General features: G+C 67.4%; 11 protein-coding genes, 2 tRNA genes and 2 pseudogenes. 6 read left to right on the top strand and 9 right to left on the bottom strand.

What is annotated here, in order from left to right:
* The coding region (locus Y694_RS15885) for a hypothetical protein (RefSeq protein ID WP_036234199.1) at positions 1 to 528 on the bottom strand (528 nt) is incomplete at its 3' end.
* Between the two features lie 160 nt (positions 529 to 688).
* On the opposite strand from Y694_RS15885, the gene Y694_RS15880 reads away from it, so the two are divergent.
* The 5 genes and pseudogenes from Y694_RS15880 to Y694_RS15860 all read left to right on the top strand — a co-directional run bounded on the left by Y694_RS15880 (position 689) and on the right by Y694_RS15860 (position 5,408).
* Positions 689 to 1,462, top strand: a complete 774-nt coding sequence (locus Y694_RS15880; protein ID WP_036234196.1) for an enoyl-CoA hydratase-related protein — start codon at positions 689 to 691, stop codon at positions 1,460 to 1,462.
* Positions 1,463 to 1,474: 12 nt separating this feature from the next.
* Positions 1,475 to 2,185, top strand: coding sequence for a histidine phosphatase family protein (locus Y694_RS15875; protein ID WP_036234193.1), 711 nt, complete (start codon positions 1,475 to 1,477; stop codon positions 2,183 to 2,185).
* A gap of 95 nt (positions 2,186 to 2,280) precedes the next feature.
* A complete protein-coding gene (locus tag Y694_RS15870; RefSeq protein ID WP_011829546.1) occupies positions 2,281 to 2,985 on the top strand; it encodes a Crp/Fnr family transcriptional regulator in 705 nt (234 codons plus the stop codon).
* Between the two features lie 17 nt (positions 2,986 to 3,002).
* Positions 3,003 to 4,094, top strand: coding sequence for a phosphotransferase (locus Y694_RS15865; RefSeq protein WP_011829547.1), 1,092 nt, complete (start codon positions 3,003 to 3,005; stop codon positions 4,092 to 4,094).
* A 67-nt stretch (positions 4,095 to 4,161) separates the two neighbouring features.
* Positions 4,162 to 5,408 (top strand): annotated as a pseudogene (locus tag Y694_RS15860) (acyl-CoA dehydrogenase family protein).
* Between the two features lie 24 nt (positions 5,409 to 5,432).
* On the opposite strand, the gene Y694_RS15855 reads toward Y694_RS15860, so the two are convergent.
* Positions 5,433 to 6,191 (bottom strand): hypothetical protein, encoded by a 759-nt coding sequence (locus tag Y694_RS15855; RefSeq protein WP_051495829.1) that lies wholly within the window; start codon positions 6,189 to 6,191, stop codon positions 5,433 to 5,435.
* Between the two features lie 73 nt (positions 6,192 to 6,264).
* On the opposite strand from Y694_RS15855, the gene Y694_RS15850 reads away from it, so the two are divergent.
* Positions 6,265 to 6,957, top strand: a complete 693-nt coding sequence (locus tag Y694_RS15850) for a glutathione binding-like protein (RefSeq protein WP_036234190.1) — start codon at positions 6,265 to 6,267, stop codon at positions 6,955 to 6,957.
* 71 nt (positions 6,958 to 7,028) lie between these two features.
* Here the strand turns inward: Y694_RS15850 and Y694_RS15845 are convergent.
* The 7 genes and pseudogenes from Y694_RS15845 to Y694_RS24930 form a co-directional block, all read right to left on the bottom strand.
* A tRNA-His gene (locus tag Y694_RS15845) sits at positions 7,029 to 7,104 on the bottom strand.
* Between the two features lie 103 nt (positions 7,105 to 7,207).
* Positions 7,208 to 9,055: a SurA N-terminal domain-containing protein gene (locus Y694_RS15840; RefSeq protein WP_310732261.1), complete on the bottom strand. Its 1,848-nt coding sequence runs from the start codon at positions 9,053 to 9,055 to the stop codon at positions 7,208 to 7,210.
* Between the two features lie 158 nt (positions 9,056 to 9,213).
* Positions 9,214 to 9,288, bottom strand: a tRNA-Val gene (locus Y694_RS15835).
* Between the two features lie 14 nt (positions 9,289 to 9,302).
* Positions 9,303 to 9,575: an HU family DNA-binding protein gene (locus Y694_RS15830; RefSeq protein ID WP_011829551.1), complete on the bottom strand. Its 273-nt coding sequence runs from the start codon at positions 9,573 to 9,575 to the stop codon at positions 9,303 to 9,305.
* 290 nt (positions 9,576 to 9,865) lie between these two features.
* Positions 9,866 to 10,729: pseudogene (locus Y694_RS15825) on the bottom strand (DMT family transporter); the annotation flags it as partial.
* Complete coding sequence (gene pgsA, locus Y694_RS15820; protein WP_011829553.1) at positions 10,729 to 11,295, bottom strand: CDP-diacylglycerol--glycerol-3-phosphate 3-phosphatidyltransferase; 567 nt, start codon at positions 11,293 to 11,295, stop codon at positions 10,729 to 10,731. The gene pgsA and the pseudogene Y694_RS15825, both read right to left, overlap by 1 nt.
* Positions 11,296 to 11,346: 51 nt before the next feature.
* On the bottom strand, positions 11,347 to 11,686 hold a 340-nt coding region (locus Y694_RS24930), incomplete at its 5' end, for a hypothetical protein (RefSeq protein WP_036234187.1).

The raw sequence follows: 11,686 nt of genomic DNA, 5'->3' as shown, positions 1-11,686 counted from the left end.
CGCCGGCGTGCGCGGTGTGGCGGCACGCGGCATCGGCGCGGTATCCGGGGGCGCGGCTTCGGGGCGGCTCGCTGCGGAGGCCGCCGGAGCAGGTGGTGCCGACGGTGCAACGGCCGCAACTGGGGCGGCCACTTCGGCGGGGGCGATCAGCGGCGGGTCCGCGAACAGCGTGAAGCGGCGTGTGACCTTGGAGGCACATCCGACCGTGATCTGCACCGTCACGACCGGCTCGTCGACGCGCGTGGTGGTGGCAAGCCGCAGCACGCGCTCGGTTGCGCTGGGTTCGGCGGGTTCGAGCCGCAGCGAGGTGGTGCCGGGCTGCTGCAGGTTGTCGGAGAAATGGACTTCGCCATTGAGGCATTCGGGACGCAGATCCTCGCCCGCGTCGACCCGCAGCGGAATCTTCAGTTCCAGCGGTTGCCCGAGCGTCGTGGAGTCCGGCAATTTTCCGAAACCGACAGCCACGACACCCTGTGCCAACGCGCACAGGCTCACACCGATCAGTAGTTTTCGCGTGCTGAGATGCATAGCTCTTCTTTTGCCGACCGCGATGGACTCTAGCATGGAGCCGACCGGCCCAATCCGCAGAGGAGCGCCCGAATACACCGACTCCGGTGGCCCGCTGCCACGGTCTCGGCGACGGTGCGTGACACAATTCTCGCCTGCCCCGAGACCGCAGCAGCCGACGATGACCGCAGAACTGCGCACCGAGCGACGCGACAACACCCTGGTGCTGACCTTCAGCGATCCGGCCAGCCGCAATGCCCTGGTGCCGCAGGCCCTGACCGCGGCCGTCGAGGCGCTGAACGTCGCCGAAGCCGACGACACGGTTCGCGCGGCGGTGCTGGTCGGTGAAGGCGCGCACTTCAGCGCGGGCAGCGACCTCCAGCGCTTGGCGAACGACGCGGAGATCCTGCCCGGCGATGCCGCGGCGCACCAGTTGCATGCGTTGCGATCCTTCGTCGAGGCCCTGCGTGCGCACCCCAAGCCCGTCATTGCCGCCGTCGAAGGGGCAGCGACGGCGGCCGGCTTCTCGCTGGCGCTGGCCTGCGACCTGATCGTCGCCGCGGAGGACGCGCGCTTCACCATGTCGCAGGGCCAGGCCGGACTGTCGCCCGACGGCGGCGGAAGTTGGCTGCTGGCGCACGCGCTGCCGCGCGCGCTGGCACTGCAGCTGCTGTGGCTCGGCGAGCCCGTGTCCGCGCGCGAGCTGCAAGCCTGGGGACTTGTCAATCGCGTGACAGACAGCGGCCAGGCCTTGGCCGAAGCTACTCGGCTGGCCCGTCAGCTCGCGTCCTGCGCGCCGAACGTGCTGGCCGCCACCAAGGAACTCGTGAACCAGGCCCGCGGACTGGCTCTGAACGAGCACCTCAATGCCGAAGGTCTTCACTTTGCCGATACCCTGTCCCACATCAAAGGGGCCGAGACGCTGCCCAAGAAGCGCGGGCCGCGCTCGCGCTGACCGGCCCTCCCGATGAAGCTGCCCCGGGCGCGGCGCCGCCTCTACCTGATGCGGCATGGATCGGTCGACTACTTCCTCCCCGACGGCACGCCAGTGGCGCCCGACTCGGTGCCGCTCAACGCCGAGGGGGAACGCCAGGCCGACGCCGCGGGGCAGCTGTTCGCTCAGTGCGGCGTGCGCTTCGACCGGGTATTGGTGAGCGGGCTGCCGCGCACGGTGCAGACGGCGCAGCGCGTGCTGTCGGCATCGGGCCAGGCGCTGACGCTTGACCACGAGGCGGCGCTGCAGGAAATCCGCGGAGGTCGACTCGCCGACATCCCGGCCGACCAGGTCGAGCAGGCCTTTCTGGGCGCGTTCCAGGGGCGCGGCGGGAGCGAGACCGAGCAGCAGCGCTTCCTCGGCGGTGAGTCGATCGGCGAACTGCTCGACCGCGTGCTGCCGGCCTTCGACGCCTGGTGCGCGCGCGACGACTGGCAATGTCTGCTGCTGGTGCTGCACGGCGGGGTCAACCGTGCCCTCCTCTCGACGGCGCTGGCCGGGCAGCGCGCCTTCTTCGGCCGCCTCGAGCAGCAGCCGGCCTGCATCAACGTGCTCGACATCGGACTCGGCGACGAGGCCGTCGTGCGCGCGGTGAACCTCGCACCGACGCAGTGGCTGCACGAGCAGGAGCGGTACACCACCATGGAAAAGGTGCTGGCGCAGTATCTGCGCCTGGCCCCCTGAGGCTGACACCGGAGCCGCGCGTTCCGCGGCCATGGATTGCCATGTGGACAATCGAACGTACAGCTTCCACGATGCTGTCACGTCAGGGACAAGCCATGCACAACCCCGTTCTTACACTCGACGAACAACAGCACATCGACGCCGGCCCGTGGTTCAGCAAATTGTCTCCTGCGCTCCGACAGGCCATCCTGGCGCGAGCAACGGTACGCCGGGTCGCCGATGGTGCAATGCTGACCTCGCGGGGCGCAGCCGCCGACGAGTGGTGGGGTGTCGCGGCCGGCGCCGTGCGCATCAGTTCAGTCTCGCTTTCGGGCAAGCTGGTCACGCTGACCTACGCGGAGCCGGGCATCTGGCTCGGCGATACCTCGCTGTTCGACGGACTGCCTCGTACGCACGATGCGAACGCGCACGGCGACACCACGCTGCTGGTCGTGCGCCGGCCCGATTTCAAGGAGCTGCTCGCGCAGCACGTCGAGCTCTACGAGGCCCTGCTGCGGCTCAATTGCCGCCGGCTGCGACTCGCCTACGACCTGGTCGAGGATCTCAACACGCGCCCCCTTTCGGCGCGACTCGCCAAGCAGATCCTGCTGCTGGCTCGCAGCTACGGCATCGCGCAAGGCGACGAGATCCGCATCGGGCTGCAACTTGCGCAGGAAGACCTCGCACAGCTGCTGGGCGCGTCGCGTCAGCGCGTGAATCAGGAACTCAAGGGCTTCGAGCGCGAGGGCGCAGTGCGCATCGAGCCCACGCGCCTGGTGGTGCTGTCGCGCGAGCTGCTGCTCGCGATCGCCGAACGATGAACTGAATCCGAGTCCCCATGGAAGCCCAGTCCGGAACGAAACCCGTCACCTCGCAGCACGCATTCGACGTTGGCGCACTGCAGTCCTATCTCGAATCCGCGCTCGACGGCTTCCGCGGTCCGCTCAGCGTCGAGCAATTCAAGGGCGGCCAGTCGAACCCGACCTTCAAGCTGCTCACCCCTCAGCGCAGCTACGTGATGCGCAGCAAGCCGGGGCCGGTCGCGAAGCTGCTGCCGTCGGCACATGCGATCGAACGCGAGTTCACGGTGATGCGAGCACTCGCCGGAAGCGAAGTACCAGTGGCCCGGATGCACCTGCTGTGCGAGGACGAATCGGTGATCGGCCGGGCCTTCTACGTGATGGAGTACGTGGAGGGCCGCGTGCTGTGGAGCCAGGCACTGCCCGACATGACCACCGTGCAGCGTGGTGAGATCTACGACGAAATGAATCGCGTGATCGCGGCGCTGCACCGTGTGGACTACGCCGCTTGCGGTCTGGCCGGCTACGGCAAGCCCGGCAACTACTTCGAGCGTCAGATCGGACGCTGGAGCCGCCAGTACCAGGCCTCTCTGGGTCCCGGCGGACCGGAGCCGATCGACGCAATGGAGCGCCTGATCGACTGGCTGCCGGATCACATCCCGGCCAGCGCACGCGATGAATCCCAGACCCGCATCGTTCACGGCGACTACCGGCTCGACAACCTGATCTTCCACCCGAGCGAGCCGCGCATCGTCGCGGTGCTCGACTGGGAACTGTCGACGCTGGGACACCCTCTGGCCGACTTCAGCTACCACTGCATGAGCTGGCACATCTCGCCCGGCACCTTCCGCGGCATCGGCGGGCTCGACGTCGCGGCGCTCGGCATCCCGACCGAAGCCGAGTACATGCAGCGCTATTGCGAACGCACCGGCCGCGGCGGCACCGACGCGCTGGTGACAGACTGGAACTTCTACCTGGCATACAACCTGTTCCGCATGGCCGGCATCCTGCAGGGCATCGCCAAGCGTGTGCTGGACGGCACCGCCGCGAGCGAGCAGGCCCGACAGGCCGCTGCCGGCGCTCGACCGCTAGCCGAACTGGGCTGGGCGATCGCACAACGGCAGCGCTGACGCCACGATCGCCGACACGGGCCGCCCGCGCTGCCTGCGCAACGGCACCGACCTCAGGGAGACACGCATGGACTTCGACTACTCGCCGCGCACGCAGGACCTGCAGGCCCGCCTCACGGCCTTCATGGACCGGCACATCTACCCGGCCGAGGCCGCCTACTGGGCCGAGATCGAAGCCAACACGCGCGCCGGCAAGCGCTGGACGCCGCTGCAGGTGATCGAGCAGCTCAAGCCCAAGGCGCGCGACGAGGGCCTCTGGAACCTGTTCCTGCCCGACAGCGCCGACGGGGCGAACCGCACGTCGGGCAACTACGGCGCCGGCCTGTCCAACCAGGAATATGCGCCGCTGGCCGAGATCATGGGCCGCGTGCCCTGGGCCAGCGAGGTGTTCAACTGCTCGGCACCCGACACCGGCAACATGGAGACGCTCGTGCGCTACGGCAGCGCCGAGCACAAGAAGCGCTGGCTCGAACCGCTGCTGCGCGGCGAGATCCGCAGCGCCTTCGTGATGACCGAGCCGGACGTCGCCTCGTCGGATGCCACCAACATCGAGTCGCGCATCGAGCGCCAGGGCGACGACTACGTGATCAATGGTCGCAAGTGGTGGATCTCGGGCGCGGGCGACCCGCGTTGCGCGATCTACATCTTCATGGGCAAGACCGATCCGGAGGCGCCGCGACACAGCCAGCAGTCGATGATCCTGATCCCCAGCGACGCGCCGGGCATCAAGGTGCTGCGGCCGCTTTCGGTATTGGGTTACGACGATGCCCCGCACGGCCACTGCGAGATCACCTTCACCAACGTGCGCGTTCCGGCCAGCAACCTGATGCTCGGCGAAGGCCGCGGTTTCGAGATCGCCCAGGCCGCCTGGGGCCGGGACGCATCCACCATTGCATGCGGCTGATCGGGCTGGCTGAGCGCTCTCTCGAGCTGATGTGCCGGCGCACCAGTGCGCGCGTGGCCTTCGGCCGCCCGGTGGCCGACCAGGGCGTGACGCGGGAGCGCATCGCCGAGGCGCGCTGCCGGATCGACATGGCGCGCCTGCTGACGCTCAAGGCGGCGTGGATGATGGATGTGGCGGGCAACAAGGCCGCCAAGGCCGAGATCGCGATGATCAAGGTCGTGGCACCCAACCTCGCCTGCCAGGTGATCGACTGGGCCATGCAGGCACATGGCGCCGCGGGCATGTGCGAGGACTTTCCGCTCGCCTACTTCTACACCCTGGCGCGCACGCTGCGCTTTGCCGACGGCCCCGACGAAGTGCACCGCAACGCGATCGCCAAGCTCGAGCTCGGCAAGTACGCCGCCGCCTGAAGCCAGCCCCAGGGCGCGGCTGTCTCAGCGGCGGTTGTCGCCGAGCCCGGCCTCCGCCGGGTAGTGCGAAGGCAGGTGGCTCTGCCAGGCCGTGGTGCTGGTGCTCGGCCACTGCGTCTGCGAAGACGCGCCTTCGGCCGCTGCCAGCGCGCCGCGGGCGGCCGCCTCGAACAGCGCCATCACGCCATCGAGCAGCGCAGCGTCTGGCTGCACCGACTCGATGCGCAGGTAGAGCCTGCCCCGCAGCGTCATCAGCACGAGCGGGCCCTCTTCACCCAGCCAGCCTTGCCGGGCGGCCTCGAGTTGGCCGACCAGATCCTTGTCAAGCCACACCGCCAGCGGTGCCGCGGCATTCGATGCCGTCGTGTAGCGATTGCGCAGCATCTTCAGCGCAGCCAACTGCGTCTTCGGGAACATCGCCAGCCAGCGCATTTCCTCCGGCATGCCGGAGTCGATCTGTGTCTGCATGTCCTGTGTGAACAGCGCGTAGGCGGCCTGTTCCAGCTCCTCGGCCAGCACGCGCGAGATCACCATCATCTGCAGGCTCTGCGGCAGACCCAGGTCCATGCGCAGGCGCAGTTCGCGATCGAGCAGATAGGCTCGCTGTGGCGTACCCCATTCCATGCGCCACGGCGTCCCGTGCATCTCGCCCTCGAGCACCACGCCTTCACCGTTGCGCACGCGCTTGAAGACCAAGCCACGCTGCTTGGCCCAGGTCTGGAGGAGACGACCGTCCGGGCCGCCGCGCTTGCCGTCTATCCAGCGCTTGAAGGAGTCGAGCATGGGTCCGTGCGATCGAATAGAGTGCCCACAAGCCGTCCGTCGGAGCGGCTGCCACCCACCGAGGGCTCTGACGATGATCGAAGTGTATTCCTGGGCCACGCCCAACGGGCACAAGGTCCACATCATGCTCGAGGAGTGCGGGCTGCCATACCGTGCATTTCCTGTCGATATTGGCGCCGGCGATCAGTTCGAGCCCGCCTTCCTGTCGATCAGCCCGAACAACAAGATCCCCGCGATCGTCGATCCTGATGGCCCGGACGGAAAGCCCATCTCGCTGTTCGAATCCGGCGCAATCCTGCTCTATCTGGCCGGCAAGACCGGCCAGCTGCTGCCAGCCGACGTGCGGGGCAAGTACGAGGTGCTGCAGTGGCTGATGTTCCAGATGGGCGGTGTCGGGCCGATGCTCGGCCAGACCCACCATTTCCGGGTCTACGCACCCGAGAAGATCGACTATGCGATTGACCGCTATACCAACGAGGCCAAGCGCCTCTACGGCGTGATGAATCGCCAGTTGGCCAAGTCGAAGTACATCGCGGGGTCGGACTACAGCATCGCCGACATCGCGATCTTCCCCTGGCTGCGCTCCTGGAAAAATCAGGGCATCGACTGGAACGACTACCCGCACCTCAAGGGCTGGTTCGACGAGATCGCCGCACGCCCCGCGGTGCAGCGCGGCGTCGAGGTCTTGGCTCAACAGCGCAAGCCGCTGGTCGACGAGCAGTCGCGCAAGATGCTGTTCGGGACCGAACAGTACAAACCGCGCTGAGCCGCACGGACTCTTCTTCGCCGCCAGAAAAACGAAAGGCCCGCGAGACGGCGCCTTCGTTTGTGATCAGGTGGGGTGGCTGATGGGACTCGAACCCACGACAACAGGAATCACAATCCTGGACTCTACCAACTGAGCTACAGCCACCGCAGAGCCGTGCATTATAGCGGAGAGCTTCAGCGCGAAGCGCCGGACTGCTCGGCGTCGGCGCTCTTCGCAACGCCGGTGATCTTCACCTTGTATCGTTCCTTCAGCGCCGCGTAGTAGCCTCGTCTTCGGCCGCGCCCCAGATCTGTCCGTATTGCTGCTGCAGCCGCTTGTCGTCACCAGCCGCCGCGTCGCGCGGCAGCAGCTTGTCGACGCGCACCACCGCGTAACCCTCTTCGCCGAAATCGACACCCGTCCACGACGGCAACGGCGCCGGCGAGGCCTTCATCACCGCATCGATCAGAGCGGGCGGCAGTTCCTGCTGCCGGCCGCGCGAGACCGTCATCGCGGGCTCCAGACCCTCGGGTTCGGCGCCGCCCTTCCAGGCGGCGAGCCGCGCCAGGGCTTCCTTGCGCGCCAATGCCGCCGATTGCTCGACCACCACCCGCTCCCGCACCCGGTCCTTCACCTCGGCAAGCGGCAGCTTGCGCGACGGCGTGTAGTCGACGATGCGGCCGGCCACCAACTGACTGCCACCCAGATCGACCGCCTCGGTGTTGCGCTTGTTGCGCAGGGTCTCGGCGGCAAACAGGGCCTCCAGGAACTTCGGGCTGGCGAGCGCGCCGGTCGCCCCCTGCGCCGGCGTGCGCGCCACGCCGGACGCCGTGCGCACCGTGAGCTTGAGCTTCTCGGCCGCCGGTTTCAGGCTGTCGGCTTGTTCGTAGACGGTGTTGCTGAAAATCTCTGCCGCTTCGGCGTAGCGGCGCTGCGCCAGCTGCTGCTTCACCTCGTTCTCGATCTCCGCCTTGACCGACTCGAAAGCCTTCTTCTCGCCGCCCCGCACCGCGGTGAGCAAGATCACGTGGTAGCCGAAATCGCTTTCCACCACCTCGCTCAGTTGCCCCGGCTTCAGCGCGAACGCGGCGTCCTCGAAGGGCTTGACCATCGCACCGCGCGCAAAGAAGTCCAGGTCGCCGCCCTGCACCGCAGAGCCGGGGTCTTCCGAATTCTTTTTGGCCAGTTCGGCGAACTTCGCAGGGTCCTTCCGCGCCTCGGCGAGCAAGGCGGCGGCCTTGGCCTTGGCCTTCTCGCGCTGCTCGGCCGACGCGCCCTTCTCGGCCTTGATCAGGATGTGGCTGGCGCGGCGCTCTTCCGGCGCGACGTAGCGACTCTCGTTCTCCTCGTAGTACTTGCGGAGATCGTCGTCGCTGACCGTGAGGCCGGACTTGATGGCATCGAGGTCGAGCACGAGGTACTCGATCGACGCCTGCTCCGGCGTCTCGAATTCGGCAGCGTGCCGGCCATCCTTGTAATAGGCTTCGATGTCGGCGTCGGTCACGTTGACCTTCGTCACGAACTTCTGAGCCTCGAAGCGCGCGATGCGCACTTCGCGTTGCTGCAGCAGCGCATCCAGCGCCGTCGACGTGGGACGGCTCGGCGCCAGCACCGTGCCACTCACGCCCTGCAGGACCTGACGCATCGCCAGATCCTGACGCAGTTGCTGCTCGAACTGCCTGGCACTCATGCCCTGCGCCGCAAGCACGTCGGCGTTCAGGCTGCCGTCGGGCTTGCGCAGGAAGGCGAGTTGCGGATCGCTGGCGAACACCCGCTGCAGGCGTTCGTCGCTGGCGGTCAGGTGCAGCTTGTCAGCCGCGACGAGCATCACACGCTCACGCACGAGGGCGTCCAGCGTGCGCTGCTTCGCCTCGGGCGTATCGAACAGCTTGAGGTCGACACCGGGGGACTGCGCCCGCAGGCGCTCGACCTGATTGCGGTGCGCCGCATCCCACTCGGCCTGCGTGATCGAGGTGCCTGCAACCTTGGCGACGACCGTATTGCCTTCGCTCATGCCGGTGTAACCCTGCACCCCGAAGAACACGAAGGCCGGAAAGACCAGCAGGACCAGGATGAACTGCAACAGCCGGGTGTGCGAACGAACGAATTCAAACATCGATGGCCTCGGAAGATCGATCTGTGTCGGCCCACATGCGACAAAGGCGAACCTGGGTTCGCCTTTGCTGGACTGGCTCTCTTGCGCGCTCTGGGGAGAGCGCTGCTGCCGGATTCTATCGAAGCGGTCGTGGCCGTCTCAGGATGTCGACTCCGGGGTGGTGGGTGCTGAGGGTTCGAACCCCCGACCTACGCCTTGTAAGGGCGCCGCTCTACCAGCTGAGCTAAGCACCCGAGCCTGACTTGGTTCAGTTGAGTGCGTCCTTCAGGGCCTTGCCCGGACGGAACTTCGGCACCTTGGCCGCCTTGATCTTGATCGTATCGCCGGTGCGCGGGTTGCGCCCACTGCGCGCTGCACGCTTGGTCACGGCAAAGGTGCCGAAACCGACGAGCGATACGCTGCCGCCCTTCTTGAGCGTCGTGCGCACACCGCCGATCAGTGCCTCGAGCGCACGCGTGGCAGCGGCCTTCGAGATGTCGGCCTGCTTGGCGATGTGTTCGATCAGTTCAGTCTTGTTCACGAAAGGTACCCCCTTTGAAAGGTGTCTCTGTCTACGGTGGAAGGTGCGGGACCCAGCCCGGTGGGACGCGCTGCGGAAGGCCGCTGGGACTGCGGATCATTACAGCGGTGAGCCTGCGGGGTGTCAAGCGCGGAAGGCGATTCTATGCGTATTCCCCCATGTAGATCGCCCACCGGGCGGGGCTCGGCGCCTCGGCTCACGTCGACGCTGCAGGCCCGACGGGACACCTTGTGGACGCGACGGCACAGGTCGCCCCACTCATGCGTCGCTTCGCGTCGCACGAACCACCACGCGACGCCCGCCGCCGTCAGGGCCAGCCCGACCAGCACGCTCAGCGACAGCGATTCGCCGAACAGCAGCCACGCCATCAGCGCGGTGCAAGGTGGCACCAGGTAGAGCAGACTGGTCACCGCCGTCGCGGCGCCGCGCTGGATCAGCAGGTAGAGCAGCGAACTGCCGCCCAGCGTCAGCACCACGACGGACCACGCCATCGCACCGAGCAGTTGAGGGTGCCATTGCACCGGCGCCGGCTCCAGCAGCGCGAGCGGCAGTGTGACGGCCAGCGCCGCCAGCAGCTGCACGGCACTGGCAGTCCGCACGTCGCAACGCGCCACATGCTGCTTCTGGTACAGCGTACCGGCGGTGATGCAGAGCAAGGCGAACAGCGCCAGGCCGAGGTTCGCTACCGTGACCTCGCCGCTGCCAAGCCGGTGACCTACCACCAGCAGCAGCCCGGTGAAGCCGAGCGCCAGGCCGATCCACTGCCGGGCCGACACCCGTTCGGACAGCGATCCGGTGCGGCTGATCCACACGGCGGTGAGCACCGGTTGCAGGCCGACGATCAGTGCCACGGTGCCGGCACCGATGCCCAACCGCACCGCGGCCCACACCCCACCCAGGTAGCCCGCGTGCATCAGCACGCCGGTCACGGCCAGGTGTCTCCACTGCGCCCGCCCTTGAGGCCACGCCGCGCCGGACACCCTTACCCAGAGCACGAAGCACAGCGCCGAGAGCGCGAAGCGCCAGGCCAGGAACTTCAGCGGCGGGGCATGCGGCATGCCGTAGCGCGCAACGATGAAGCCGGTACTCCAGATCAGCACGAACAGCGCCGGCATCGCGCCGATCAACAGCGCGCGCTGCTGGGCGGGCTGCATCACCGCACCTTGGCCCGGATCTCGGGCAAGGCCTTCTGCAGGTAATAGACCATCGACCAGATGGTCAGCGCCGCCGCGACGATGATCAGGACGGTGCCCCACAGGTGGGTGTCGATCACGCTGAACAGATGGCCGTCGAAGAGCAGGAAGGGGATCGCGATCATCTGCACGGTGGTCTTGAGCTTGCCCAGCATGTGCACCGCGACGCTGCGCGACGCGCCGATCTGCGCCATCCACTCACGCAGGGCCGAGATCGCGATCTCGCGCCCGATGATCACCAGCGCGACCAGCGCGTTGACGCGGTCGAGCTGTACCAGGATCAGCAACGCGGCACAGACCAGGAACTTGTCGGCCACCGGGTCGAGGAAGGCGCCGAACGATGAAGTCTGATTCAGCTTGCGGGCCAGGTAGCCGTCAGCCCAGTCGGTGAGCGCCACCACGACGAACAGCACCGTCGCGATCAGGTTCTGCATCGATGGCGCCACCTGGAGGTAGAACACGCCGACGATCAGCGGAATCGCGACGATGCGCGCCCAGGTCAGGAGAGTCGGCAGCGTGAAGAACATGCAGGCATTGTGCCCAAGAAGGGCCGATGCCCGTGGCCATGCCGGCAGCGTTCAGGAATCGAGGGTACGAGGCTTGAACTTGCGGTCGTCACGGAACAGGAAGGTCTCGGTGAACTTCCAGGGCCGGGGCAGCTTCGACACGTCGCCGAACGGCGCCGCGCGTCGTACCGCATCGATGGACAGCTGGATGGTGTCCTTGGCCTGGCGCGGCTCGCGCAGCACCTCGATACGGCGCACGCTGCCATCGGCGTTGAGCTCGACCTCCAGCACCGGGATGGCCAACAGCGGCTCGGGCACCTCGCCGCTGTAGGTCATGCCCGGGTTGGCGGCGACCAGCCGGCGCGCCGCCTGCAGGCGCAGGCCGGCGAGCGTGCGTGGCGCCTCCGGGCCG

Source organism: Methylibium sp. T29-B, assembly GCF_000576225.1.
Lineage (GTDB): Bacteria > Pseudomonadota > Gammaproteobacteria > Burkholderiales > Burkholderiaceae_C > Methylibium > Methylibium petroleiphilum.
This window is presented reverse-complemented; position numbering and strand designations above follow the sequence as displayed.